The organism is Shewanella sp. MMG014 (assembly GCF_018100775.1).
Classification (GTDB): domain Bacteria; phylum Pseudomonadota; class Gammaproteobacteria; order Enterobacterales; family Shewanellaceae; genus Shewanella; species Shewanella japonica.
This window is the reverse complement of record NZ_JAGJDZ010000003.1, coordinates 120,745-147,140: the sequence shown is the minus strand read 5'-3', so window position 1 is coordinate 147,140 and position 26,396 is coordinate 120,745. Positions and strand designations below refer to the sequence as shown.

General features: G+C 41.5%; 19 protein-coding genes. 8 read left to right on the top strand and 11 right to left on the bottom strand.

What is annotated here, in order from left to right; translation table 11 throughout:
- Positions 1 to 225 precede the first annotated feature (225 nt).
- From J8L86_RS05880 to J8L86_RS05870, 3 genes are all read left to right on the top strand, one after another.
- Complete coding sequence (locus tag J8L86_RS05880) at positions 226 to 1,059, top strand: mechanosensitive ion channel domain-containing protein (protein ID WP_055023527.1); 834 nt, start codon at positions 226 to 228, stop codon at positions 1,057 to 1,059.
- 293 nt (positions 1,060 to 1,352) lie between these two features.
- Positions 1,353 to 1,772 carry a hypothetical protein gene (locus J8L86_RS05875; protein WP_080916917.1) on the top strand — a complete coding sequence of 140 codons (420 nt, stop codon included), beginning with the start codon at positions 1,353 to 1,355 and terminating at the stop codon, positions 1,770 to 1,772.
- Complete coding sequence (locus tag J8L86_RS05870) at positions 1,769 to 1,963, top strand: helix-turn-helix transcriptional regulator (protein ID WP_055023529.1); 195 nt, start codon at positions 1,769 to 1,771, stop codon at positions 1,961 to 1,963. Before J8L86_RS05875 ends, J8L86_RS05870 begins: the two co-directional genes overlap by 4 nt.
- Before the next feature lie 27 nt (positions 1,964 to 1,990).
- Here the strand turns inward: J8L86_RS05870 and J8L86_RS05865 are convergent, their stop codons facing one another.
- On the bottom strand, positions 1,991 to 2,461 hold the full coding sequence (locus J8L86_RS05865) for a GNAT family N-acetyltransferase (protein WP_055023530.1): 471 nt from the start codon (positions 2,459 to 2,461) through the stop codon (positions 1,991 to 1,993).
- A gap of 198 nt (positions 2,462 to 2,659) precedes the next feature.
- Here J8L86_RS05865 and J8L86_RS05860 point away from each other — a divergent pair, with 198 nt between their 5' ends.
- Positions 2,660 to 3,379, top strand: a complete 720-nt coding sequence (locus J8L86_RS05860) for a DUF3313 family protein (protein ID WP_211029307.1) — start codon at positions 2,660 to 2,662, stop codon at positions 3,377 to 3,379.
- Between the two features lie 369 nt (positions 3,380 to 3,748).
- Here the strand turns inward: J8L86_RS05860 and J8L86_RS05855 are convergent, their stop codons facing one another.
- On the bottom strand, positions 3,749 to 4,627 hold the full coding sequence (locus tag J8L86_RS05855) for a radical SAM protein (RefSeq protein WP_119967889.1): 879 nt from the start codon (positions 4,625 to 4,627) through the stop codon (positions 3,749 to 3,751).
- Between the two features lie 155 nt (positions 4,628 to 4,782).
- Between J8L86_RS05855 and J8L86_RS05850 the strand changes: the two genes are divergently transcribed.
- Positions 4,783 to 5,040 carry a hypothetical protein gene (locus J8L86_RS05850; RefSeq protein ID WP_055023532.1) on the top strand — a complete coding sequence of 86 codons (258 nt, stop codon included), beginning with the start codon at positions 4,783 to 4,785 and terminating at the stop codon, positions 5,038 to 5,040.
- An 88-nt stretch (positions 5,041 to 5,128) separates the two neighbouring features.
- Here J8L86_RS05850 and J8L86_RS05845 read toward each other — a convergent pair whose 3' ends face one another.
- The 4 genes from J8L86_RS05845 to J8L86_RS05830 form a co-directional block, all read right to left on the bottom strand.
- Positions 5,129 to 5,446 carry a putative quinol monooxygenase gene (locus tag J8L86_RS05845; RefSeq protein ID WP_055023533.1) on the bottom strand — a complete coding sequence of 106 codons (318 nt, stop codon included), beginning with the start codon at positions 5,444 to 5,446 and terminating at the stop codon, positions 5,129 to 5,131.
- A 21-nt stretch (positions 5,447 to 5,467) separates the two neighbouring features.
- A complete protein-coding gene (locus J8L86_RS05840; protein ID WP_211029305.1) occupies positions 5,468 to 5,947 on the bottom strand; it encodes a GNAT family N-acetyltransferase in 480 nt (159 codons plus the stop codon).
- Positions 5,948 to 6,079: 132 nt separating this feature from the next.
- Positions 6,080 to 9,244 carry a TonB-dependent receptor gene (locus J8L86_RS05835; protein ID WP_211029303.1) on the bottom strand — a complete coding sequence of 1,055 codons (3,165 nt, stop codon included), beginning with the start codon at positions 9,242 to 9,244 and terminating at the stop codon, positions 6,080 to 6,082.
- 484 nt (positions 9,245 to 9,728) lie between these two features.
- Positions 9,729 to 12,890, bottom strand: a complete 3,162-nt coding sequence (locus tag J8L86_RS05830; RefSeq protein WP_080916927.1) for a TonB-dependent receptor — start codon at positions 12,888 to 12,890, stop codon at positions 9,729 to 9,731.
- A gap of 331 nt (positions 12,891 to 13,221) precedes the next feature.
- Here J8L86_RS05830 and J8L86_RS05825 point away from each other — a divergent pair, with 331 nt between their 5' ends.
- Positions 13,222 to 14,016: a S1/P1 nuclease gene (locus J8L86_RS05825; RefSeq protein WP_211029302.1), complete on the top strand. Its 795-nt coding sequence runs from the start codon at positions 13,222 to 13,224 to the stop codon at positions 14,014 to 14,016.
- Between the two features lie 219 nt (positions 14,017 to 14,235).
- On the opposite strand, the gene J8L86_RS05820 is transcribed toward J8L86_RS05825, so the two are convergent.
- The 5 genes from J8L86_RS05820 to zntR form a co-directional block, all read right to left on the bottom strand.
- Positions 14,236 to 16,113: a cytochrome c3 family protein gene (locus J8L86_RS05820; RefSeq protein WP_211029300.1), complete on the bottom strand. Its 1,878-nt coding sequence runs from the start codon at positions 16,111 to 16,113 to the stop codon at positions 14,236 to 14,238.
- 421 nt (positions 16,114 to 16,534) lie between these two features.
- Entirely contained in the window at positions 16,535 to 18,490 is a 1,956-nt protein-coding gene (locus J8L86_RS05815) for a hypothetical protein (protein WP_065109341.1), read from the bottom strand.
- A gap of 570 nt (positions 18,491 to 19,060) precedes the next feature.
- Positions 19,061 to 20,902: a hypothetical protein gene (locus J8L86_RS05810; RefSeq protein WP_211029298.1), complete on the bottom strand. Its 1,842-nt coding sequence runs from the start codon at positions 20,900 to 20,902 to the stop codon at positions 19,061 to 19,063.
- Between the two features lie 311 nt (positions 20,903 to 21,213).
- Positions 21,214 to 22,587 carry an SO_0444 family Cu/Zn efflux transporter gene (locus J8L86_RS05805; protein ID WP_065109339.1) on the bottom strand — a complete coding sequence of 458 codons (1,374 nt, stop codon included), beginning with the start codon at positions 22,585 to 22,587 and terminating at the stop codon, positions 21,214 to 21,216.
- 24 nt (positions 22,588 to 22,611) lie between these two features.
- Positions 22,612 to 23,064 (bottom strand): Zn(2+)-responsive transcriptional regulator, encoded by a 453-nt coding sequence (gene zntR / locus J8L86_RS05800; protein ID WP_211029296.1) that lies wholly within the window; start codon positions 23,062 to 23,064, stop codon positions 22,612 to 22,614.
- A gap of 303 nt (positions 23,065 to 23,367) precedes the next feature.
- Between zntR and purH the strand changes: the two genes are divergently transcribed.
- Complete coding sequence (purH, locus tag J8L86_RS05795) at positions 23,368 to 24,957, top strand: bifunctional phosphoribosylaminoimidazolecarboxamide formyltransferase/IMP cyclohydrolase (RefSeq protein ID WP_211029294.1); 1,590 nt, start codon at positions 23,368 to 23,370, stop codon at positions 24,955 to 24,957.
- A gap of 95 nt (positions 24,958 to 25,052) precedes the next feature.
- The gene (gene purD, locus J8L86_RS05790) at positions 25,053 to 26,354 is read left to right on the top strand and encodes a phosphoribosylamine--glycine ligase (protein WP_211029292.1); all 1,302 of its coding nucleotides are present in this window, start codon (positions 25,053 to 25,055) and stop codon (positions 26,352 to 26,354) included.
- The last annotated feature ends 42 nt before the right edge of the window (positions 26,355 to 26,396 follow it).

Genomic DNA, 26,396 nt, shown 5'->3' with positions numbered 1-26,396 from the left:
TGCGCACTAAACTATACCTTCAATGTGATTTAACACCGATGAAATTGCATTGGAACCTTGAGGTATCTCACGGAATGGCATCATTGTTATGTATGAAATATGACTATTGCAATCAACTCACCTTTAAATGATTAAAAGTGTTAATAAACTCGACAAATTAGTGCTTTTTCGCAACACTATATTCAATGCATTCATGTTCCATCATTCACAGTAAAGAACACTATTATGAACGAAACAGGATTAGACCAAGAGCTAGCCCAACTGCAAAATGTTTACGATTTGCTCACCGAGTTTATTGTGCAATATAGCTTCCAGATTGTTGGTGCCGTAATCATCTTTTTAATTGGTGTATGGGTTGCGAATAAAGTCTCTAATGTCGTTACGAATCAATTCGAAAAACACAATATTGATGTCACCCTAGGTAACTTTGTTTCGAACTTAGTCAGAATCACAATTATCGTGATGGTGGCAATCATTGCCCTTGGTAAGCTAGGTATTAGTGTCACTCCAATGGTAGCAGCAATTGGTGCGGCATCATTAGGTGCAGGTTTAGCACTTCAAGGCATGCTGGCAAACTACGCTGCAGGGGTTACCATTATCGTGACTCGCCCTTTTGTGATTGGTAACACTATCGAAATCCAAGGGGTTTCTGGTGTGGTGCAAAAAATCCAGTTGGGCTTAACGATACTGACTAATGAGGAAGGCGAGCTAATTAGTATTCCTAATAAGCATATCGTCGGTGAAATTTTACATAACTCTCAAGAATATAAATTGGTCGACACTAAATTTAATATTGATTATCAAACCGACCCACAACACGTCATTCAGCTGATTGCTCAAGCACTACAAACGCAAGACAATATTAATCAGTCTCGCCCGCCTCAAGTGGGTATTAATGACTTCAACAGTATTGGTATGGAAATCGGCGTACGTTACTGGGTGCCAACTAATAGCTACTATGACGACAAATACCAGAGCAACTTGGCCATTATAAATGCCTTAAAAAATGCTGATATCACGATTCCTTGTCCGGTTAGAGAAATCCATTTACAACAGTAAACTGTAGTTGTTTCCATTAATTAGCGTTCAGCCAGAATAATTGCACTCTGGCTGAATAGGCTATTTCAAACAGTGCTAACTAAACTGGTATCATTTTTAATATCAACACCTTAACGACTTACCTACTCTACTTTCTCCCATTGGTTACCTCATCTGGCAAGCAACACTCTTGTCTTTAAAAGCAAGTTAGACAATACAAAATGTCGTCAAAACTTGACATGAGCAATATTTGAACACATAGTTAAGTCAAGTTAGTTTGACATTAAGACAAGTTTACTTGAAAGGAATCGGCGATGAAAACACCTCAATCAACGACAACAGATTGGAAAGAGCGTAACGCTAACTACACAAAAAAACTGGCCAAGTGGACCGCTGCTTGGGTTGTGACGTTAGCGATTGCAACGTTTGGTCCAGTCTTTATCTGGCAACAAGAAGCGATAACCATAACAGCAATTGTGATTAACTTTTTAGTGGGGATCGGGATGATTCTAGCCAATAAGCATCATTTACTGAGCCTTGATGAGTTACAACAAAAAATACAACTTAATGCCATGGGATTGAGTCTAGGCGTTGGGCTAATTTCAGGTATCAGTTACTCTACACTGAGTACCACTGGCGTAATAAACAGTCATGCAGAAATCTCCCATTTGGTGATTGTCATGAGCTTAACTTACATGGTCGGCATTATTCTCGGTAACAGGAAGTACCAATGAAAAACAGATTAAAAGTACTTCGAGCTGAGCGTGATTTAACTCAAGCTCAACTGGCGGATTTATTGGGAGTATCTCGACAAACGGTCAACGCTATTGAGAAGGGAAAATTTGACCCAAGTTTACCGTTGGCGTTTAAGGCCGCTAAACTGTTTGGCCTCACTATCGAGGACGTCTTTGAAGATGAGGCTTAGTTCAACGAGATTTTTTGTCGTTTACTTTTATAAAGAGAGCGACATAAAAATGCTATTTTCATCCGCTTGGTAATCAGCAAATGGGCCAGTTTCGATAAAACCGTGCTGGGCGTAAAGTTGTCTTGCTGGTGCAAAAAATGCCATTGAACCTGTTTCTAGGTAAACAGTTTTAGCGCCGGCACATTTAGCTTCATGTAGAATATGTTGCAATAGTTGTGCAGCAACACCTTGGCGTCGATAAGCATTTGCCACTCTCATTGACTTAATTTCCACACTCGTTGCAGAGTAAGTCTTTAACGCTCCACAACCTGCTAGCATTTGCTCATCCCATATGGTCCAAAATTTAATATTGGACTGACGAAGTTTAGATAAATCCAATGCGTGAACAGACTCAACTGGCGACGTCGCATACATATCTTGCAGATGCTCATTTAATAACTGCGCCACCTCATGACCAGATAAATCGTCCAATTTTATTGTAAACTTACTGACATCCATATCGCTTTTCCTTTGTTTTCACCGAACATTGCAAATGTTTTATTGTTAACCTACAAATCAAGAAGACTAGAGTGTTCTGACCACCGTTATTAACAATAATAGCCAGTGATGCTTTTTGTCATGCACTAGAACCAATATTGACTCTACCTTAATTCCTGCCATATTAATTAGCATCATGTAAATTAAGGGATTAAACATATGCGTCATATCAACACATCACATATCGCTATGGCAGGACTCGTTGTATTTGGCTTGTTTGGTTGTGCAACTCAGCCAGCCACACTTCAACAAGGGCCAGATGCAGAAATCACCAAGGATGGGCTGGTTAAAGTCGATAACTCTAGATTGGCACTGTCTTACGTTCGACCTGACGTAGATTGGACCCAATACTCCAAACTCTATTTCAGGCCAACAAAGGTGACTAATGATCACCCTAAAGATTACCGTGCTCCTAGAGTCGATCCACAGACTGACGGCTTAAATGCCACCTATGACTTACCACAAGAATCGCTGGACAAAATGGCACAACAGTTTTCAAAGACGGTGCAGGATGTCTTTAATCATGAGCAACCATTTGAGTTGGTGACTCGCGCAGGCCCTAATACCTTAGTGATTGACACTGCCGTTAGCGACATTCGCCTTAGCGCACCTGTTGAAAGCAGCCGCAGAAGCTATAATTCTATGGGTAAAACCTACACACAAAACTCAGGTTCAATGGTATTGCTGGCTGTGCTGAAAGATGGCCAAACAGATGAGGTACTCGCTAAGGCTGCCGATCGCGCTATCGGATTTGATCAATGGCGTCAAAACACTAAGGTATTTAATTGGGGTGATGTGAAAACAGTTTATCGACGCTGGGTAAATGACTTTAAAAATGCCTTGATGACCGCAGCTGCTGATACGCCTGAGACAAACTAACGATTGCTCATTGCCAATCGGTATCTGAAAAAGTGAGTCACTAGGGTCTGTTGATCTTTGCTGGTTAAGTTTTGTTCGAAATAAAAGCGTTTTAATTGAGGCGGATGGATTGATGCCTAGTCATCTAAGCAAAATTCATCCAACAAAGAGTAAAGCGCTTTTACTTGAACCCATTGGGCAAGGTTTGTTGGCCATTTTTACTGCATTATTAACTTTTTATGTAGAATAACTACACCACAAAGTCTCCTCCTTAGTATAAATGGCCAACAATTCGCTGCAAAAACAACCTTGAAAGATCAACAGGCCCTAGCAACAACGATATGTGGCTGCCCATTAGCGCTGCCACACATGTGACTCTTCGTTGCAGCCTTACAAACCTCGTTGCCATTCCTGTCGTAATGGCACCATACCTTGCATAGCCTGATTTACTTGGGCTAGTAACTGAGGTTTATCTTTACCAAGTACGCCCTTTAACACCAAATAATTCGAAGCGTGATCAGACCTAAAAATCGTTTTGTCTAATTCCAAATTAGCCAATAGTGTTTGCATCTCATCAAGTAGACCTATTTGATCGGGTAGTTCAAAATGACCGTCAAATGCTGCATCCATTCTGTCAGTACCAAGCGGTAAGGTGACCACTAACGTAGATAGATACTCAGGCTGCGCTGCATTCATCAATTCAGCAGAGGCTTTAGCATGTTGCAATGACAAACTTTTGCCGCCCAGCCCCATTAAAATCATCACTGACGACTTGATACCCGCTTGCTTTATTTTATTGAGCGCCGCTAAAGATGAGTCAAAATCCTCCCCTTTTTCGATACGACGAAGTACCTCGTTGTCACCACTTTCACAACCAACATAAAGCAATGACAAGCCCATTTGACGAAGCTCTGTAAGCTGCTCTACTGTCTTATTAGATAAATTACGAGGTAAGCAATAACTGCTAATACGAGTCACACTGGGTAAGTGCTTGTTAATTAGTTGGCAAATTTCTTTTAGCCGCTTAAAGGGCAAAGTCATTGCATCACCGTCGGCTAAGAATACTCGACTAATGGAATGTCCCGATGCCGCTGCTGCTAATATGTCTTGTTCAATTTTATCAACTTTATGAGCTCTAAACTTTTTTTGCTCTTGAGTATACATATCGCAAAAGCTACAGCGGTTCCAACTGCAACCATTGCTCACTTGTAAAATCAGTGATTTCCACTCAGAAGGCGGCCTAAATACTGGCTCTATATAGCTAATCAATGTCGTATCCTTTCGACCTCTCAAAACATATTTTGTATAAACAGTGAGCGTAATGACTGTTTTTTATTCTATTTTCTGATCCAAAATGTTTGAAATGATCGTATTAGTTGTTATATTCATTTTGTTAACTCAATAATTATTCAGGCTTATTGATTATGAATCAAGTTGCATATGCTATCGGCGAGCGTCGTGGGGAACCTCTCGATCAAGAACAGCATTGGGAACGGATGACAGCAGACCAAAAAATGGCGCTGTATGATTTAAACCGATTCGGCTACCGATTACTGTTTGTAAGAATGATGCCAGAAGGCCCTCTCGCGGTGGTTTCACAACAAAGTGAATTAGCAGTGATTGATTTTGAAGGCGAAGTGAATTTGCGTCCTGACATCAAATTACGTGAAGAGTCTCAATAGCAAGACGGTAATCTAATCATTGGTTCTATCAGTCACGCATAAAAAAGAGTGCCTCTGCACTCTTTTTTGATCCAATTTAAATCACACCTTAAGCAATGACTTCATTAAACACTTCCACATGATGAGACTCAACGAGCTCAGGCATGACGTTGTGGAAATAATGTTGAATATCATCTTTAGCGCAATGCTCATCAAACGTCGCTTTATCAGTAAATTTTTCAACGAATGCGACCTTACGATCGTCTTCTAAACTCACGTTAAGCTCATATCTAATACATCCCAATTCACGACGTGTGTCTGGGATCAACGATGCTAGCGCTTCAACTAATAACTCACGTTTGCCTTCTTTAGCGACAAACTGCGCAATACAAACTATACGAGTCGTATTAATTCTATAATCTGACATAGATATCCTTGAATAGTAAACTTAACTAGGTTTTAAAGTGAGTAACATATCAATATGCGGGATGCCGTCTTCAAGGTACATCTCTGAATTATTGATAAACCCTTGCTGCTGGTAAAAATGGTTTAAATGTTGCTGAGCGCCAATTTGAATATTTTCCTGTGGCCACAAGTCCTTTACCACATCGATTGACCGTTGCATTAATGCATGGGCAATTCCCTTTCCGCGTGCAGATTCAGCAATAATAACTCTGCCAATACTCGCCTCTGGGTAACTCACGCCTGCGGGTAAAATTCTTGTATATGCAATCAGTTCGCCTTGCGCATTGAGTCCTAATAGGTGTTTAGCGCCAGGCAACCTGTCTTTATTATCCAGTTCTGGATAAGGGCAGTTTTGCTCAACCACAAACACGTCAACTCTCAGCTTTAATACTTGGTATAGCTCATCTAGGCTAAATTCATTAAAGCTAAGTAATTTCCACTGCGTTGTATCTAGTTGCGACATTCTGATTAATCACCACTTAATGATTTTATCTCAAGCTTACCATGAATAAACAGCATCACTAAATGGACAAATCAGGTTCAAAAACACAAAAAAATACCGAGCCTAAGCTCGGTATTTTTCAACAGGTTCTTGTTAGAACATGTATTTTACTCCAACCTTAATCTGCCATGCTGACTGATTAATATCGTAAGTATTGAAGTTGGAAGTATCTATGCCGTCTTGACCAAACGGAGTTGAGTAAGTGTAAACACCAGTTTCTGCATCATAGCTGTGATCAACAAGCACCTTGTTGCCATAACTTTGATATTGCACCTTACCCCAATCATCATTAAGCAAGTTCAATACGTTCTTAACATCGAAGTACAGCATGCCTTTATGTTTTTGAGTAAAGCCCGGTAATTCTTGGGTGAAACGGAAGTCTAATTGATGTACCCAAGGTTGATTGTGAGTGCCTTTATCAATGAGTCCGCCTGCGTATTTACCTAACCCAAGCTCATCAATAGCCTTTTTAAACTCTTCATAAGTTAAGCCACCAGCATATTCAACATTGGCATCATCTGCACCTGTTGGAATATACGGTAGATATGCATCAGAGTAGGCGTAATCACCTTGGTCACCAAATCCGCGGTCATTATACGAACCTAATACCCAGCTCATTGGGTTACCTTGGCGTGCTTCATAGAACATATTGAAGCTAGAGTTATAACCTGCAAATAACTCAGTGTCGTAACCTAAGCTAAGAGTGAAACGATGTGGCGTTTCATAATAGCCTGGCCCCATAGTGGTGCCGTTACGATCTGCGCCAACAATCGGGTATTGATAGTTTGAACCTGCTGTTGAAGATGAACCTTGGTTACCTTCGTCAACTTGGTTATAAGCATAACCAAAGCGCATGTTCAGACCCATGTCCCAATTCTTCGCCAAGCTAAAGCTTAACGTTTTGCTTGAGCCGTCAGTATCTGCATTAGTGAGCATTAAATCTGAACGCTCTGTGTGTCCACCTTGTCCATTATTCGCTAATGGATCCCAGGTTTCATAAATTACACGGCCAGTATCATCAGTTCTGACTTTACGGCGAGATAAATCAACCCAAGTTACATCATTTTCTTTTTGGATGTAGAGGAATTCACCACCAAAGAACCAATCTTGACCTAAGGCCCCTAAGTCCCAAGTACTGTCAAAGCCAACACTGACGCGCCAATCTGATGGTAACTCAAAGTTCGGGTCAAGTGAGTTAGTATTACCGTCTCCACCCACAAGGCCATCTTGCGCTTCACCAGGAACATTACCAAAATCAGGTGTGCCCCACGCATCGTTCCAACCGCCGGTATAACTTAATAAGCTGTTGCCGTCATTTGAGAAACTATTCGACATCCAAACCGTTGGGTAACCACCGCTGTAACGACCGACGCCACCACGTAATGTCACATCATCCGTTAGTACGTAATTTAATCCTACCCGTGGCAGCCAAATATCTAGGCCATCCATTGTGCTGTTATTAGCAAAGCCGTAACGATCAACAAAGTTGCTATTTAACTCTGGTGAGTCTGACATCATGATCCTTTCGTAGCGCACACCAAAGGTCATTTCTAAGTCATAGTTAATTTCCCAGGTATCCTCTAGGAATAATGCCAGCGTTTCCATGTTAAATTGAGCGGCAACATCATCTGGATTGCCTGATAACGCATTTTGATAGCGGAAGCGATCAACAATGCCACGCTCGAAGTCTTCGATAGAATCAAAATCCCATGTACCCATAGTGTCTTGAGCGAACAGGTTAAAGACGTCAATGCTGTTGTACTGGAAACCAAAACCAATCTTATGCTCATCTAGGTAATAATCACCCACAAAACGCACTTCTAAATTCTGGTTATCTAACTGATTAGATTGGCGTGAACGTTCAGTACCGAACGTGACTGTACCGCCTTCAGTTTTTACAGCAACCTGACCGATACCTAAGTTATCTACAGGGTTAGAATTACTCACAGTATCTTTATAAGCGACTTTAAATTCAGTGGTAAAGTCATGGCTCCAGTCACTGTATACAATCGCAGCGTAAGATTCGAAATCTTCTTCTTTATCGTACCAATAGCTTGATAAGTTTAAGTAACCTTCGGTATCAGAAACACGGTTAGTCATATTACCGACCGTTTTTTGATAGGTTAAAGAAGCACGGTGGTCATCGTTAATGTTCCAGTCTAACTTAGCCAGAATCTTCTCATCTTTTTCTTGAGGTGTGGCGTTATAACTACCAATATTATCAAGGCCATATACGCTACTAGCGATGCTATTAATCTGCTCTAATTCTTCAAGTGTTACCCGAGAATCATTTGGGAAACCCGCTCCTGCAGGTCCCCATTCAGCCGCTTGTGGTGCATCAAAGTTTTCGTAAGAGCCGAAGAAGAATAGCTTGTCTTTAATCAAAGGAAAGCCAATCGTGCCACCAAATGTGGTTTCTTCGAAATCCTGCTTTAAGGCTTCACCAGTGATTTGATCTTTACCATCACCTGCCATGCTGTCATTGGTGGTTTCCCAAAACATCGTACCCGATAGCTCGTTGGTACCCGACTTGGTTACCGCATTAACTTGTGCCCCAGAAAAACCACCACTACGCGCGGTAAATGGCGAAGTATTTAATGCAACACTCTCTACAGCATCAATAGATATTGGAGAACGCTGAGTTGGGTAACCATTTGAATTTAAACCAAAATCATCATTTTGAGACACGCCATCAACCACAAAGGTGTTAAAACGAGGGTTAATACCCGCAACACTCATAGAGATACCATCATTCCCCACAACTGCCATTGGGTTTTGACGTAATACATCTTTTAAGTCACGGTTTATACCAGGTGAATTAGCAATATCGTCAGCACCAAACTCACTGTTACTGCCAGCTGAACGGTAGTAGTTGGCATTACCCACAACCCCAATTCGCTCAATATCAGCAGCAGATTTTAATTCACGATTAAAACGCAGTGTTTCGCCTACATTTAAAAACAAACCTTGCTCAACATCATCGGCAAATTCATCAGAACCGACTTTAATAATGTATGGACCACCAACACGTAAACCACGGGCTGCAAACTGACCATCAGCGCCTACTGGCACTTCTGTAACGGTACCTGTTGGCTCGTGAATAATAGTAATAGTTGCATCGGTAACTGCATTACCCATTGGGCCAACAATGTGGCCTCGAATGTTAGATGCAGTCTGCGATGCGGTAGCTGGTAGAGATACGACACCTAAAGCAAAGCAAGTCGCCAGCGCTAAGCGACTAATTTTATGGTTAAACATTATCTGACCCCTGAAAAATTATAATATAGCTAGTTGGTCTAGCCTTATATGAAGCTGTAGAGTAAAACTTCAGGGGCGGATGCTATTAAGCATATATTTCAGTGCCATTTCATATTTGTAGCAAAACGCATCAATGGCAAAGTACATCTATTTACAAAGCGTTAATTAACATATCGAATTTACCATCACCGAAATAACGGCATCTGACTAAAAGCCCGATGAGACCTAGGTTAACTAATGTTAATCTTGTGAGAGGGGTATGATTTTTTTAAAAACTGAGGCAATAAAAAGCAAATTAATTAGGTTAAAAAGTTTTTTAACACTTCAAAAAAACAAACAAATAAGCATCAACAGGCAAACAAATAAACCTCAATACGCGAACAAATAAAAAACAAATAACCCACCGACCAGTAACAACCTTTAGTGATAGGCAAAAAAATACCGAGCCTAAGCTCGGTATTTTTAAACGTTAAATATGCTCAAATTAGAACTGGTATTTAACACCCACTTTTAACTGCCAAGCAGACTTATTAATATCATAAGTATTTTGGTTAGCTGTTTCGATACCATCTTGGCCATAAGGCACTGAGTAAGTGTATACACCCGTGTCAGCATTGTAGTTATGGTCAACTAGGATTTTGCTACCAAATGATTGATACTCAACAACACCCCAATCGTCATTCATTAGATTAAGTACGTTTTTCACGTCAAAGTACAAGATACCTTTATGATCTTCTAGGAAGCCAGGTAGCTCTTGAGTGAAGCGGAAATCTAACTGGTGAACCCAAGGTTGGTTATCAGTACCCTTAGGTGCGATACCGCCGGCGTATTCACTTAGACCAATTTCATCAATAGCTGCTTTAAAGTCTTCGTAAGTTAAGCCACCAGCATATTCAACATTGGCATCATCAGCACCTGTTGGAATGTATGGAAGGTATGCATCAGAGTAGGCAAATGAACCTTGGTCACCGAAACCACGGTCATTGTGCGAACCTAGAACCCAAGTCATAGGACGGCCTTCACGTGCTTCATAGAACATGTTGAAGCTTGAGTTGTAACCCGCAACAAACTCAACATCATAACCTAAACTAAAGGTGAAACGATGTGGTGTTTCATAGTAACCAGGGCCAATTGTTGTACCGTTACGGTCATACTGAGTAATCGGGTATTGGTAGTTAGATGTCGCTGTTGAAGACGAACCTTGGTTACCTTCATCAACAGAGTTGTAGGCATAACCTAAGCGCATATTAAGACCCATGTCCCAGTTTTTCGCTAGGGTGAAGCTTAATGTCTGGCTCTTACCATCTTCTTCTGCATTAGTTAGCATTAAGTCATAACGTTCAGTGTTTCCACCTGCGCCATTGTTTGCTAATGGATCCCACGTTTCGTAAATCACACGGCCTGTTGAATCTGTTCCAACTTCACGACGTGCTAAATCAACCCAAGCTACGTCATTTTCTTTTTGGATATATAAGAACTCACCACCAAAGAACCAGTCTTGACCTAGAGCACCGAAGTCCCAAGTACTGTCAAAACCGATGCTTGCACGCCAATCTGAAGGAAGATCGAAGTTTGGATCTAATGAGTTAGTGTTACCATCGCCACCAACAAGACCATCTTGAGCTTCGCTTGGTACATTACCAAAATCAGGCGTACCCCAATCGGTATTCCAACCATCGTTGAAGCTTAATAAGCTGTTACCGTCATTTGAGAAGCTGTTAGACATCCAAACTGTTGGGTAACCGCCACTGTAACGACCAACACCACCACGTAAAGTAACATCGTCAGATAAGACGTAAGTCAAACCGATACGTGGTAACCAGATATCTTTACCATCCATTGTCTCGTTGTTTGCAAAACCGTAACGGTCAACGAAATTTTGGTTTAATGCCGGAGACTCAGACATGGTGATGGTTTCATAACGCATACCAAAGGTCATTTCTAAGTCAGCGTTAATTTCCCAAGTATCTTCAACAAATAATGCTAACGTTTCCATTGTGAAGTTAGCAGCAACATCGTTTGAGTTGCCTGATTCAGCATTTTGATAACGGAAACGATCAACAACACCATTTTCGAAATCATCAATTGAATCGAAATCCCATGACCCCATAGTGTCTTGAGCAAACAAGTTGAACACTTCGATGTCGTTATACTGGAAACCAAAACCAATGGTGTGCTCATCTAGGTAGTAATCACCCACAAAACGAAGCTCTAAATTTTGGTTATTTAATTGATTTGATTGACGAGAACGCTCAGTACCGAAGTTAACATCACCACTGCCAGTACGTACATTAACTTGACCAATGCCGATGTTATCAACAGGGTTAGAGTTACTTGTCGTATCTTTATAAGCTAATTTGATTTCAGTAGTAAATGAATCTGTCCAGTCACTGTAAACCGTTGCTGCATAAGACTCTAACTCTTCTTCTTTATCGTACCAGTAGCTTGATAAGTTAAGTGAAGACTCATCGTCAGATACTTTGTTAGTTAAGTTACCAACAGTATTTTGATAAGTGAAAGAAGCACGATGTTCATCGTTAATGTTCCAATCCACTTTTGCTAAGATTTTTTCATCTTTTTCTTGTGGAGTTGAGCTGTAACCACCAATGTTATCTAGACCATAAACACTGTTAGAAATACTGGTAATTCTGTCTAACTCTTCTTGTGTTACACGAGAGTCGTTAGCAAAACCTGCCCCAGCTGGTCCCCACTCAGCCGCTTGTGGAGCGTCAAAGTTTTCATATGAACCAAAGAAGAATAATGTGTCTTTAATTAATGGGAAACCAACAGTCGCACCAAATGTTGTTTCTTCAAAATCTTGCTTTAATTTTTCACCCGTTTCTTGGTCTTTACCGTCGCCAGCCATGCTATCGTTAGTCGTTTCCCAAAAAACAGTACCAGCTAACTCATTCGTACCTGATTTTGTCACTACGTTAACTTGTGCGCCAGAGAAGCCACCTGTACGAGCAGAAAAAGGAGATGTGTTTAATGCAACACTTTCTACCGCATCAATTGAGATAGGAGAGCGTTGAGTTGGGTAACCGTTTGAGTTTAAGCCAAAGTCATCGTTTTGAGATACACCATCAACAACGAACGTGTTAAAGCGTGGGTTAATACCCGCAACACTCATTGAGATACCATCAGTACCTACAACAGCCATTGGATTTTGACGTAATACGTCTTTAAGGTCACGGTTAATACCTGGAGAGTTAGCAATATCCTTAGCACCAAATTCGCTGTTGCTTCCAGCACTGCGGTAATAGTTTGCATTGCCCACAACACCGATACGCTCCATATCACCTTCAGCTTGAAGAGTACGGTTATAACGTAAGGTTTCACCAACATTTAAAAATAAGTCTTGCTCTAAATCATCCGCAAATTCTTCTGAATCTACTTTAATGATATATGGACCACCAACACGAAGACCACGAGCAGCAAACGTACCGTCAGCACCAACAGCAAGCTCAGTAACGGTGCCTGTTGGTTCATGAATGATAGTAATTGTTGCATCTGTTACAGCATTTCCTTGAGGGCCAACAATCTGACCTCGGATATTTGATGCAGTATCGGCTGCCATGGCAGGTAGAGAAACACCCATAGCAAAGCAAGTCGCTAGCGCTAAGCGACTGATTTTATTGTTTAACATTTTCAGACCCCTGAAATACTTTTATATTTTAATTTGTTTGCTAGTTAAGCTAGCTTTTAATATGAAGCCGTAGAGTAAAAACTTCAGGGCGGATTTTATAACCAATTTGTTTCAAAATCATGTCATTCTTGAACTATTTTTCAACAATATCTAAACTATTTGCGTCAAATTTGCTTCACAAATTTAACCAACCCCTTACTTGGTAAGGGTTCATGGTTGTTTTGTCACAAAAATTTAATTTGAAAAATATATGATAAAACGACCTCACTCACTCGATTTAGCATGCCGTACTAGGGTCAAAGCCTGTTAAATCGCTTTTGGAATAATAATAATGAAACCTGCAGTAATTCTTTTCAGTGCAACACTTGCGCTCAGTAGCCTTGTCAGCTCACCAGTTCATGCTTGGGGCCAAAATGGTCACCGTATTATTGGAGAGTTAGCACAAAACAACCTTTCTGCTGTCGCACAAGATAAAATCAATCAAATAACGCAAGGTGAATCTTTAGCACAAATGTCGACCTGGCCAGATGAAATCCGTTCAGATAAAAACTGGCATCACGCATCACCATGGCACTATGTATCAATTGCTGACGACGAAACTTGGGACACAGTCAAAAGAAACCCGAAAGGCGATATTATTGAAAGCCTTGAGCGTTTTGAAAAAGTGTTGAAGGATCCTAAAGTTAGCAATAAAGATAAGCGTGACGCATTAGCATTTTACGTTCACTTTGTCGGTGATATTCATCAGCCATTACATGTTGGCCATAGCCACGATCATGGCGGTAATAAGGTCAAGTTAAAATGGTTTGGTGAAGACACAAACTTGCATAGTGTTTGGGATAGTAAGCTGATTGATCATAAACAGCTTAGCTACACCGAATACACAAAATTCATTGAACGTATCTCAGATAAAGACATCAAGAGTTGGGTCGGAAAAAGCTATTATGACTGGGCTGATGAGTCAAAAACATTGCGTGAAGCAACCTATGAATTAGAAAAAAACCGCGACGACCAACCAGACTTACGCTGGCAGTATATTTTCGATCATACGCCAACAGTTGAATTACGTTTACAGCAAGCAGGGATCCGTCTTGCAGAAAAGTTAAATATTATTTTCAGTAAATAATTGTAATGCTTGTTATGTGAATAAAGAGTGTCATATTAAGATAATTCTGTCGTCATTGAACTGAAATTTATTCTTCATATTTTATACAAGCCGCGTTATTACATAGCTTATTACGTATAAAAAGAGCCACTCATTTGAGTGGCTCTTTTGTTTAACACTGACTGTTAAATGAAACGTTCTAGTTAGTCAGCTTGCAGGCACTGACTCACTTTACCGTCATTAACGTTCAAATACATGGAACTTATCAATACCAAATGATTTACCTTCGGCGTGACACGTTGAACAAGATTCCATTGTAGGTTGTAAATACCAATCAGCTACAACTTCAGCGTCAATCTCACCACCGTTTTGCTCCATATGATTCAGCGCAGAAGCTGAATCATGACAAGCGTAACAGTTGGCAGTGATTGGGCTAGCCATTTTAGTATTATCACCACCGTGGAAGGCTTTAGCGCGCATGTATTGATTAGGTATTGCATATAAATCAATACCATCAGCGTGACAAGAAACACAGTTATCCGCATTTAACTCTGTTGCAGAGTTAGGGATAGGATTACCGTCTTCATCAGTCTTAAGTAACTCACTACCTACACCCCAGTGCATGCTATGGACCATAGGACCAAAGCCTGGAGCCGAACCTGCTGAGTTACGGTCTTGACCATTGTTATGACATGCTACACAGTCGTAACCGCCTTCACTGTATCCACCATTTTTATGGTAATTAGTCTCGTTATTATGACAGGTACTACAACTATCAGTTGTCACTGCATGGCGACGGTCATAATCAGTCACTTCTCCATCAGCGATAGCAAACACAGGAGAGTAACTGGTAAATGTCACACCGTCATATGAAGGATCATCACCGTGAGCAAATGTGACGCGAGAGCTCGCCATAATTTGTGGTGCATTGATACCAAAACTTGATGCGGCATAACACATGGTTTTAGTACCATCGCCTTTAAAGCTGGCTTCATAAGAGTTGCTTTCACGGCCAATGATAGATTTATTGTTATAACCATGCATGTAACCGCCTGCATAGCTTAATGTTCCATCATTATAAAGCGTTTCGATATCTAACATGCTTTCGCCTTGGTAAAGGCTAAGATCGGTACAATAGGTAACACCAGAGTCCGTAGTGTAGATATCAGATAGGACTGTAGAATGGTCATTTCTATCAGCTTGTCGTTCAACTAAACCGATACCTGAAAGTGATGCATGGAATTCACGGGCATCAAAGTCATTCATCGCCATCACAATGCCGCTAGCAGCATCTGTTGAGTGACAATCGCTACAACCATTTCCTGCAATACTGGTATTAATCACTGGCTCAGCATGACAGGTATAACAGTTAGCAACCTCAAAGTCTTTTTCAAACTTCTGATGATTCACGTGACCGATTTTCTGTAATGTATTGGTGGCATATCCGCCATTTTCTTCAGCGCGAGACACATTGTTATGACACACTAAACAGCCTGCAACGAAATCGACCTCGCCTTCAACATTAATTGCTGTGTAGCTAGGATGCTTCATGCTAGAAGTGCCATAATCCACGTGACAGCTATAACAGGTTTCTGTCGTGCTGGTATGGATCATTTCAGGCTTATCCACCACCATAGGCTGTGAACGAGCGATTTCTGTTTCGCTATCTCCGCCTACACGTAACCAAACAATACCCTCTGAGGCAGCCGTCACAGCTGGCATAGCAGCAATAAACTCATAATGCCCATCACCGATAGCTGTTAATGATGACCCTTCTTTAGTGGAATCTGTATAGCCACCGACATTGCCATCACGATTTAACACCACACCACGGTCAGTTTTTTCAGCAAATTTAGCTTCTGCTTTACCTAAACCATTGACTAAAACGCCATCTTCGTTCGTCACTTCAAATTCGTAGCGAACTTGGCCTTCCTCAATCGCATGCGAAATCATAGTGATATGGGTAATATCAGCGGATTCTGTTACTGGTGGATTAGGTCCTGGACCTGGTTCACCTGGTGCGCCATCTGCACCGTCTTTTCCATCATCAGCACAACCAGCAATCCCCATCGCTGCTGCAACAACGAAGGCTAATCTGCGTTTCGTTAAATGTTTCATCATCACTCCGAATAGTTTAATTACTACTTTTTAGGTAAACACCTGATTGGCATAGTAGGGACTAACCGCTTTATCTGGAGTGATTAAGCTCACGAAAATTTATTGATTAAACAGCAGAAAACAGCCTTTGTGATTAAATTATGAATGAAATCAGAATCAACTTATCTGTAATTTGATTACTGGAAATACAAGAACAATATAACTCTCTTAAAATTATACACTTGTATCAAAAAGAAACTAAAAAATGTAATAAACAACGAGTGTAAATAGCAATAAAAACATAAGCATTATTACCTTTAAATACTAAATTAACCTCGTTTTTTGACCCGTTAACCAATAAAAAAGCCACTATATAAAATAGTGGCTTTTTTCAACTTATGACAATTATCTTAGCAGGGATAACATTGTCGTTAAGTTACTCTTAGCGTTCAAAGTTATGGAACTTATCAATACCGAATGACTTACCAGTATCATGACATGTTGCACAAGACTCTGAAGTACCTTCAGTGAACCATTCTGTCGTTGATGGTACATTCAACTCACCACCATTTTGCTCCATGTGGCTTAACGCTGAATCAGAGTTATGACATGCAAAACAGTTTGCAGTGATAGGGCTCGTCATTACACCAGCAGTACCGCCGTTATACGCTTTAGAAAGCATGTATTGGTTAGGTACATCAGCTAGGCTTACACCATCAGCATGACAAGAGACACAGTTATCGGCATTCAAGCTTGCTGCTGAGTTCGCTTCTGGCGCTTTATCACCTAACTCGTTACCAACACCCCAGTGCATGCTGTGAACCATTGGGCCGAAACCAGGACCAGACAATGCGCCTGTGCGATCTTGACCATTGTTATGACAAGCAACACAATCTAAACCGCCGTCACCGTAGCTACCGCTCTTATGGTAGTTAGTGTCGTTGTTGTGACAAGTCGTACAGCTGTTTTCATCGATAGTATGACGACGACCCCAATCTTGTACTTTTTCAAAGTTGATTGGGTCAACTACATCACTGTATCCAGTGAAAGACACACCGTATTCATTATCGCTATCAATCCAATTGGTATCAGCAATCGTAATACGTGAGCTGGCAGACAAGTTAGCAAGTTCATAACCCGCAGTTAGCGCGCCGTAACATACTGAACGTGAGCCATCAGCATTTTCAATGTAGCCTTCTGAACCATGACCAATAACACGTGCAACAATAGAATCATTGTAGTAGTTGTTAATGTAAGCACCACCATAAACAACTTCATGCGCAGCATACATTTCACCAATGTTTAATTGCACCGGTGTTTCACCAGAGTTATCAAACAATGCGATATCAACACAGTAACCTGATGTCCAAGCAACATCTTTGTGATCAATCCACTCATCCATTGTAGGATTAAAGTATGGCGCACTAGTTGTAGTGTAATGATTTGCACGAATTTCTTTACGCTCTTCTAAACCAATTTTAGAAGATTGGAAATGGAACTCACGAGCATCAAAATCATCGGCTAATACAGTGGCAGCACCTGAACCATCAGATGTATGACAATCTGAACAACCATTACCAGCAATACTGGTATTCATCACAGGCTCTGCGTGACAGGTGTAACAGTTAGTTGGGGTAAAATCTTTTTCAAATTTTTGGTGATTAATGTGACCAAGCTTTTGCATGGTATTTTTCGCATACCCACCGGTATCAAGTGAGGTACCATCTTCAGCAACATCACGTGGAACATTGTTGTGGCACACCATACAGCCACCAACAAAATCAACTTCGCCATCAATGTTTTGTGCGACATATTTCGCATGCTTAATATCTGAGGTGGCGTAATCAACGTGACATGAATAACAAGTTTCAGTTGTTGAGGTGTGGGTCATTTCTGGCTTATCAATAATGATATACGGTGAATCAGCAATATCGCCACCGCCCACTTGTAAGCGAATTAATCCTTCTGTATCTGCTTGTACAGCTGCCATTGGAGCAACGAGCTTATATTGCCCGCTGTCAACTTCTGTAATAGTTGCACCTTCAGTAGCATTATCGCCACCAAACGTTGCACTACCACCGACACTACCGTCACGGCTACGTTGAATACCGCGATCTGTCTTAGCAGCTAAGTAAATACCTGCATTTTCAAGACCCGTAATCGCAACGCCATCTTCATCAGTTAAGTTAAACTCTACTGTCACTTGGCCTTCTTCAACCATATGAGCAATATACTCAACATTGGTTACTGTAGACACTTCAGTAACTGGTGGAGTAGCGGGTTCACCCGGTGCACCATCTTCGCCATCAGCACCATCTTTACCGTCATCAGCACAACCTGCAATCCCCATTGCAGCCGCGACAACGAAAGCTAATCTTCTTTTCGTTAAATGCTTCATCATCATCTCCTATTGCCCATTACCACTTTGTAGGTACAGGTCTATTTTTATACTAGGCATTTCTTGCTCGCTAAATAGTGACAATGATCACGACTGAATTAACACGAAGCTGATTAACACTTTTTAATGTTCAAAGTTTGACTCAGATCTAAATAACTACATCCTTATATAAATAACAACAATGGCAACAGCAGGCTAAACCATTGTTTTAAAAGGATTTACAACTAATTAAATAATTTAACAAATAAATTAAACCTTATTATTCAGCAGCTTAACCCGCATTTATAGTAAGTAAAGGCCTATTTACTCTATAACTGAAATTACAATTAAGTTTAAATTAAGTTAATTTTAAGGTTTAAAGTTGAGCTCAAAAATCAGTCAATGACATTATGTTGCTTTAGCAAGCACCGAAGAAGAATAGAATATGAAATTCAAACCTGCCAATTGACAGATGAAATAGAAAAGCAAAAATGAAAAAAGCCACTATTTCTAGTGGCTTTTTATTATTTATGATTGCGATATTGAGCTTTGCAGGGCCAGATAATATCGCAAGCTATAAAATGTCAGTGATTAACGTTCAAAGTTATGGAACTTGTCGATACCCATTGACTTACCAGTGTCGTGACAAGTTGCACAAGACTCAGAAGTACCATTTGTGTACCAATTAGTACCCGCTTCAACATTTAGCTCACCGCCATTTTGTTCCATATGGTTAAGTGCAGTTGCGCTATCATGACATGCATAACAGTTCGCAGTAACTGGACTCGTCATCACACCTGAATTACCACCATTAAATGCTTTAGAAAGCATATATTGGTTAGGAATTTCAGCTAATGAGATACCCTCAGCGTGACAAGATACACAGTTATCAGCGTTTAATTCTGTCGCAGAGTTTGGTTCACCTGTTACTGCCGAACTACCCACTCCCCAGTGCATGCTGTGAACCATTGGACCGAAGCCTGGTGCAGAATTTTTTGCACTACGATCTTGGCCGTTGTTATGACAAGCAACACAATCTAAGCCACCTTCAGCATAGCTACCATTTTTGTGGTAGTTAGTTTCGTTGTTGTGACAAGTTGTACAGCTATCGTTTGTCACAGCATGACGGCGAGCATAATCAGTCACATTGTTCAGATCAGCTAACTCAGCTACTGGCGAGTAACTAGTGAATGAAACACCGTCATAAGAAGCATCTTCACCATGATTAAAGGTGACACGAGAGCTTGCCATAATTTGTGGTGCGTTCAAGTCTAGCGATGGGTGACAGAAGGTTTTAGTACCGTCGCCTTTGTATGACTCTTCATAAGAATTTGACTCACGACCAACAATTGAATCATTGTTATAGCCATGTAGGTATGTGCTTGCGTAAGTTAATGTGCCATCAGTATATAGCGCTTCAATATCCAGTACTTCTTCGCCTTTGAATAAGGTTAAATCAGTACAGTATTCACCGATATCATTCATGTAAACAGCAGATAATGACGTGCTGTGCTCTTCACGAATGGTTTGACGTTCATCAATACCAATCTTTTCAGATTTAGTGTGGAATTCACGTGCATCAAAGTCATTGTTTGCAGCTAATAATGCCATGTTGTCAGACATATCAGTGGTATGACAATCGCTACAACCGTTACCCGCGATGCTTGTGTTAATCACTGGCTCTGCGTGACAGGTATAACAGTTAGTAGCAGTGAAGTCTTTTTCAAACGCATTGTGATTGATATGACCAAGCTTCTGCATTGTGTTAGTAGCGTAGCCGCCATCTAGTTTAGTTACGTTATTGTGACAAACTAAACAACCCGCGACTAAATCAGTTTCGCCTTCAGTATCGATTGCTGTGTAGCTTGAATGCTTAATATCTGATGCATGGAAGTCAACGTGACAAGACTGACATGTTTCAGTCGTCGTTGTGTGCACGTTTTCAGGCTTGCTCACTACAATGTAACGAGACTTAGCAATTAAATCACCACCACCTACAGCTAAGCGAATAATACCTTCAGTACCCGCTTCAACATTTGGCATAGGTGCAACAAACTCATAATTACCGTTTTCAAGTACTGTTAAGCTAGCACCTTCAGTTGACTCGCTTGCACTACCACCAACGATAGTTCCTTCGAAATCATCACGACTACGAGCAATACCTTTGTCAGTCATCGCCGCTAATTCTGCGTTCGCTTTTTCTAAGCCAACAATTAGCATGTCTTTTTCGTTTGTGATTTGGAATTCAAAAGTTACTTTGCCATCACCAATTTCATGGTGAATAACGTCGACATTAGTAATCTCTGAGGTTTCTGCTGATGGTGGTGGTGGCGTTACGCCATCTTCGCCATCTTTTCCATCGCTACCACAGCCTGCAATCCCCATTGCTGCTGCGATAACGAATGCTAGTTTGCGTTTCGTTAAATGTTTCATCATCACTCCAATTTCTTATACCACCATTGAGGTAGCTCGGAATCATGTTAGGTATTAACCCAAACTTTATGAGTGATTCATGTCACGTAAGATCTGAACGTTAACAATTTCAATATTCTTTAAATTAAAACCTTGAGCCAGATCTAGTTTAGCTAGAGCTGATATTAACAATTAAAAATCATTCCTCAACCTGCTCGTTATTTACACGCAAACTACGTAACAAGCTGTATCAATCAATGCATTAGACTTAAGGTTCAGTTAATAAAAAAGGCCCTGAGGGCCTTTTCTATTGCTAAAGTAAAACAAATAACTTACGAACAGCAGTCTCGTCGCAAGCTTTTTTTCGGTAACTTATCATAAATAACTTTTGCCATTAACAAGGCCAATACAATCCCAGATCCCGTAGTAACAAAGTGAGGTAATAACTCATGTTCTTCACCAATTTGCGGCATGACAACAAAACCAAAGTGCTCCACAAGATAATTGACTAAGACACCAAAACTTAACGCTACGCCCAACACCCCGCCTAAATAGCCAAATAATGCGCGCTTACCTAGCTCTTTGGTAACAACACCTAAAGTGGCAATATTGGTTGCAGGCCCTGCCATCATAAAGACCAATACAGCCCCTGGTGACACACCAGCTAATAGTAAACCTGCCGCAATCGGTGTTGAGGCTGTAGCACAAATGTACATAGGGACAGATATCAACACCATCACCAACATAGCTAAAATCCCGTCACCCCATTTTGCTAAAAAGTCACCAGGAACAAACGTTTGTACTAACGCAGCAAAAAATAGACCGACTAACAACCACATCGTCGTGTCTCTCACTAAATCCGTTGCCGCGTAATGCAAACCTGACTTAATCCTTGACAATACTGACTCGTTTTTTAGCTCTGTCGCCATATCTTTTGTTGACTCGCAGCAGCTTTCAGCCGCATGTTCATGCGTGTCATTGTTGTCACTGACTGCAGCGTGATCTGTCTTAGTGGCACAGCAGCTTTTAGCAACTGTAGCCACTTTTTCGTTAATTGTATTATCTGTCTTACCCCCGCAACAACTACTCGTGCTCGGGATCGCTTCAACGTTGTCTTTGTTGCTAGAACAGCAACTGCTTGATGCCGGTTTACTTTGCGCCTTAGAACTACAACAGCTTGTTTCAGGAGCCTTAACCTCAGCGGCTTTTGAACTACAGCATGAGGACACCACTTCACCCGCGGTACCTAAATCATTCTCTTCAGCATTTTTTGCAACCTTTGATGAAGCCTTAGCCTCACTCACCTCATCTTTATCATCTCGACCAACCAATAACCCTGCCACAACGGCACTGGTAATTGCAGCAATAGGACGAATGATTGCCATAAAAGGCCCAAGTAAAACATAAGAAACTGTCACAGAATCAACTCCGGTTTCTGGCGTCGACACTAAAAATGAAGTGGTAGCTGCCTTAGAAGCACCGCTGCGGCGAAGCCCTACTGCAGCAGGAATAACCCCACATGAACAAAGTGGCAACGGCGCACCAATAACGGCAGCTTTAACCACGGTTTTAACCCCATGACCACCTAATTGCTTTTGCATCCATGCCATTGGCACAAACACTTTTAATAATCCGGCTAACACCAAGCCAAGTAATAACCAAGGCGCTGACTCTAAAAATAATTCTACAAAGTTAGTGAATAACATCTCTTGCCCCACTATTTCTTGCCACTAAGGATTGTGTACTACAGCTTGATGTTCAGATTTTGGCTGTAATTCTTTATCTGATGACTCTAATGCTTCTAATATAGAGCAGTGTTCGGCGCTTTCAGGCCCGCCACAACATGCCTCTGACAATTTACTCAACGAACTCGCAAAGAACTCCAGCTCCGCTATCTTTGCTTGTACTTGCTCCAACTTGATATCGACCATGCCTTTAACATCAGCACAAGCCCAATTGGACTTATCCAGTTCAATAGACAACAACTCAGCAATATCACTTAAACTAAAGCCCACTGCTTTAGCTCGAATGATAAATCGCAGCTTCTCGGCATCGTCTTGGTTATACAGTCGATAGCCAGAATCAGAACGATTCGAAGGGGCTAATAAACCATGTTTTTCATAAAAACGAAGCGTATCCGTTTTCACATCAAATAACGTCGCGAGCTCACCAATTCGATACATATCGTTACCTGTAAAGTTAGAATCTATATCAGTGTAATGTCATCATTATAAACCTTGGAGTTTAATCCAAGGTCAAGGGTTTTATAGAATAAAAAAGCCCCCGTACTTTGTTCTTATTTCAATATTGTGAAATCGCGCAGAAATTTCCCGAAATAAAACAGATTACGTTAAAATACGCGCGCTCGAGTACGGCTCACTAATAAAATAAAAACGAGATGTGCATCGTAGGAACTTTGGCAAAGCTGATTTAACAAACTCAGCTTTGCCAAACTTCCTTAAATAAATAGTGGACACTGTACCTACATGAATACTGTCAGACCTATTCGTCGCGCGCTGTTAAGCGTATCTGATAAAACTGGAATGCTTGAGTTTGCTAAAGCATTACATGAGCAAGGCGTAGAGCTACTTTCTACTGGTGGCACTGCTAAATTACTTGCTGATAATAATATCCCAGTGACCGAAGTTTCTGACTACACAGGTCATCCTGAAATCATGGATGGTCGTGTTAAAACACTTCACCCTAAAGTGCATGGCGGCATTCTAGCTCGTCGTGGTATCGATGAAATCGTGATGGAACAAAATGCCATCAAACCAATCGACTTAGTTGCCGTTAACCTTTACCCGTTTGCTTCTACAGTGGCAAAAGAAGGTTGTACTTTGGCTGACGCCGTTGAAAACATCGATATCGGTGGCCCAACCATGGTTCGCTCAACAGCTAAAAACCACAAAGACACCACCATTGTGGTTAATGCAAGTGATTACGACCGCGTGATTGCAGAAATGCAAGCCAATGAAGGCAGCACAACACTTGAAACTCGCTTTGACTTAGCCATTGCAGCATTCGAGCATACAGCAGCTTATGACGGCATGATTGCGAACTACTTCGGTACTATGGTACCAGCACACAGTAAAGATGAGTGCCACGAAGATTCAAGCTTCCCACGTACCTTCAATACTCAGCTGATCAAAAAGCAAGATTTACGCTACGGTGAAAACAGCCATCAAAAAGCTGCATTTTATGTTGATGCTCATATCGATGAAGCATCCGTTGCTAGCGCAACTCAGCTGCAAGGTAAGGCGCTGTCTTACAACAATATCGCTGATACCGACGCAGCTTTAGAGTGTGTTAAAGAATTCGACGGTCCAGCTTGTGTTATCGTTAAGCATGCTAACCCATGTGGTGTTGCACTAGGCGACACCATTTTAGAAGCTTACGATCGCGCTTTTAAAACTGACCCTACATCAGCATTTGGCGGCATCATCGCGTTTAACCAAGAGTTAGATGCAGACACTGCCAAAGCCATTGTTGACCGTCAGTTTGTTGAAGTGATCATTGCGCCAACAGTCAGTGCAGCAGCACGTGAAATCGTTGCAGCTAAAGCGAACGTACGTTTATTAGAGTGCGGCCAGTGGAACACTAAAACCACCACTCAAGATTTTAAGCGCGTTAATGGCGGCTTATTAGTACAAGACCGTGACCAGGGTATGGTTGATGTCGCTGACGTTAAAGTGGTATCAAAAGTACAACCAACAGCAGCACAACTTACTGATTTAATGTTCTGCTGGAAAGTCGCTAAATTCGTTAAATCTAACGCGATTGTTTACGCCAAAGATGGCATGACTATCGGTGTGGGTGCAGGTCAAATGAGCCGCGTTTACTCAGCTAAAGTGGCAGGCATTAAAGCCGCAGATGAAGGTTTGGTTGTTGAAGGGTCTGTAATGGCATCTGATGCATTCTTCCCATTCCGTGACGGTATTGATGCAGCCGCAGCAGCGGGCATCAGCTGCATCATCCAACCGGGTGGTTCAATCCGCGATGAAGAAATCATTGCCGCAGCAGACGAGCACGGCATTGCTATGGTGTTCACCGGAATGCGTCACTTCCGTCACTAAATAGCATTTGAATAGAGCAGCCTCATTTGGCTGCTTTTTTCGTTTAAAGAACATGATAATTTTTACCAAATTGAATATAAAAAAGGTGAATAAAGATGCAGGTACTTGTAATTGGCGGCGGCGGACGCGAACACGCACTAGCTTGGAAAGCAGCTCAATCAGCTCAAGTTGAAAAAGTTTTTGTTGCTCCTGGCAACGCAGGCACATCTTTAGAGCCAAAATTAGAAAACGTCGACATTAAAGTTGAAGCAATTTCAGAATTAGTGAAGTTTGCCCAAGACAACAAAATTGAATTAACCATTGTTGGCCCAGAAGTGCCTTTAGCACTTGGCGTAGTTGATGCCTTTAACGAAGCTGGTTTACCTATCTTTGGCCCAACTCAAGGTGCAGCACAACTTGAGTCTTCAAAAGCCTTCACTAAAGACTTTTTAGCTCGCCACAACATCCCAACGGCTGACTACTCAAACTTCACTGAAATTGACGCAGCGAAAGCTTACTCTGTTGAGTTAACTGCTAAAACAGGTTTCCCTGTTGTGATTAAAGCTGACGGTTTAGCTGCAGGTAAAGGCGTGATTATCGCGCAAGACCAAGCTGAAGCCGATGCTGCAATTGAAGATATGCTAGCAGGCAATAAGTTTGGCGAAGCGGGTTCTCGCGTTGTTATTGAAGAATTTTTAAAAGGTGAAGAAGCCAGCTTTATCGTCATGGTCGATGGCAATAACATCTTAGCTATGGCATCAAGCCAAGACCATAAAGCCCGTGATAATGGCGATTACGGCCCGAACACAGGCGGCATGGGAGCATACTCACCAGCGCCAGTGGTCACGCAAACCGTAGACGACTGGACAATTGCTAACGTTATCCGTCCAACGGTTGATGGGATGGCAGCAGAAGGCAATGTTTACACAGGCTTCTTATATGCTGGTTTAATGATTGCACCTGATGGCAGCGCAAAAGTACTAGAGTACAACTGCCGCTTTGGCGACCCAGAAACGCAGCCAATCATGATGCGTCTACAATCAGATTTAGTTGAACTTTGTTTAGCCGCCACCCGTGGTGAGCTTGATAAAGTGACCGCTGAATTTGATTCACGCGCAGCAGTCGGTGTGGTACTAGCTGCAGGCGGATACCCTGATGCCTACCGTAAAGCAGATGTGATTGACGGTTTATCTTTAGGTGATAACAACGCCAAAGTATTCCACGCAGGCACCGCCATGAAAGACGGTCACGTTGTCACTGCTGGCGGCCGCGTATTATGTGCAACAGCACTCGGTAACACAGTGACAGAAGCACAAAAAGCGGCATATGGTTTAGTCGATGCCATCCACTGGGATGACGTCTACTTCCGTACAGATATTGCATACCGTGCGATTGCACGTGAGCAAGGTAAAGACTAACTCGTTAATTAGCTTGTTGTTGAAGCTATGAAATAAAATCCC

Bases quoted from the DNA above. Each gene is read 5' to 3' on its own strand.
- J8L86_RS05860 (WP_211029307.1), top strand. From the start codon at position 2,660: ATGCGTCATATCAACACATCACATATCGCTATGGCAGGACTCGTTGTA.
- J8L86_RS05880 (WP_055023527.1), top strand. From the start codon at position 226: ATGAACGAAACAGGATTAGACCAAGAGCTAGCCCAACTGCAAAATGTT.
- J8L86_RS05820 (WP_211029300.1), bottom strand. From the start codon at position 16,113: ATGAAACATTTAACGAAACGCAGATTAGCCTTCGTTGTTGCAGCAGCG.
- J8L86_RS05845 (WP_055023533.1), bottom strand. From the start codon at position 5,446: ATGTCAGATTATAGAATTAATACGACTCGTATAGTTTGTATTGCGCAG.
- J8L86_RS05850 (WP_055023532.1), top strand. From the start codon at position 4,783: ATGAATCAAGTTGCATATGCTATCGGCGAGCGTCGTGGGGAACCTCTC.
- J8L86_RS05810 (WP_211029298.1), bottom strand. From the start codon at position 20,902: ATGAAACATTTAACGAAACGCAAACTAGCATTCGTTATCGCAGCAGCA.
- J8L86_RS05830 (WP_080916927.1), bottom strand. From the start codon at position 12,890: ATGTTAAACAATAAAATCAGTCGCTTAGCGCTAGCGACTTGCTTTGCT.
- J8L86_RS05805 (WP_065109339.1), bottom strand. From the start codon at position 22,587: ATGTTATTCACTAACTTTGTAGAATTATTTTTAGAGTCAGCGCCTTGG.
- zntR (WP_211029296.1), bottom strand. From the start codon at position 23,064: ATGTATCGAATTGGTGAGCTCGCGACGTTATTTGATGTGAAAACGGAT.
- purD (WP_211029292.1), top strand. From the start codon at position 25,053: ATGCAGGTACTTGTAATTGGCGGCGGCGGACGCGAACACGCACTAGCT.
- J8L86_RS05875 (WP_080916917.1), top strand. From the start codon at position 1,353: ATGAAAACACCTCAATCAACGACAACAGATTGGAAAGAGCGTAACGCT.
- purH (WP_211029294.1), top strand. From the start codon at position 23,368: ATGAATACTGTCAGACCTATTCGTCGCGCGCTGTTAAGCGTATCTGAT.
- J8L86_RS05870 (WP_055023529.1), top strand. From the start codon at position 1,769: ATGAAAAACAGATTAAAAGTACTTCGAGCTGAGCGTGATTTAACTCAA.
- J8L86_RS05835 (WP_211029303.1), bottom strand. From the start codon at position 9,244: ATGTTTAACCATAAAATTAGTCGCTTAGCGCTGGCGACTTGCTTTGCT.
- J8L86_RS05825 (WP_211029302.1), top strand. From the start codon at position 13,222: ATGAAACCTGCAGTAATTCTTTTCAGTGCAACACTTGCGCTCAGTAGC.
- J8L86_RS05865 (WP_055023530.1), bottom strand. From the start codon at position 2,461: ATGGATGTCAGTAAGTTTACAATAAAATTGGACGATTTATCTGGTCAT.
- J8L86_RS05840 (WP_211029305.1), bottom strand. From the start codon at position 5,947: ATGTCGCAACTAGATACAACGCAGTGGAAATTACTTAGCTTTAATGAA.
- J8L86_RS05815 (WP_065109341.1), bottom strand. From the start codon at position 18,490: ATGAAGCATTTAACGAAAAGAAGATTAGCTTTCGTTGTCGCGGCTGCA.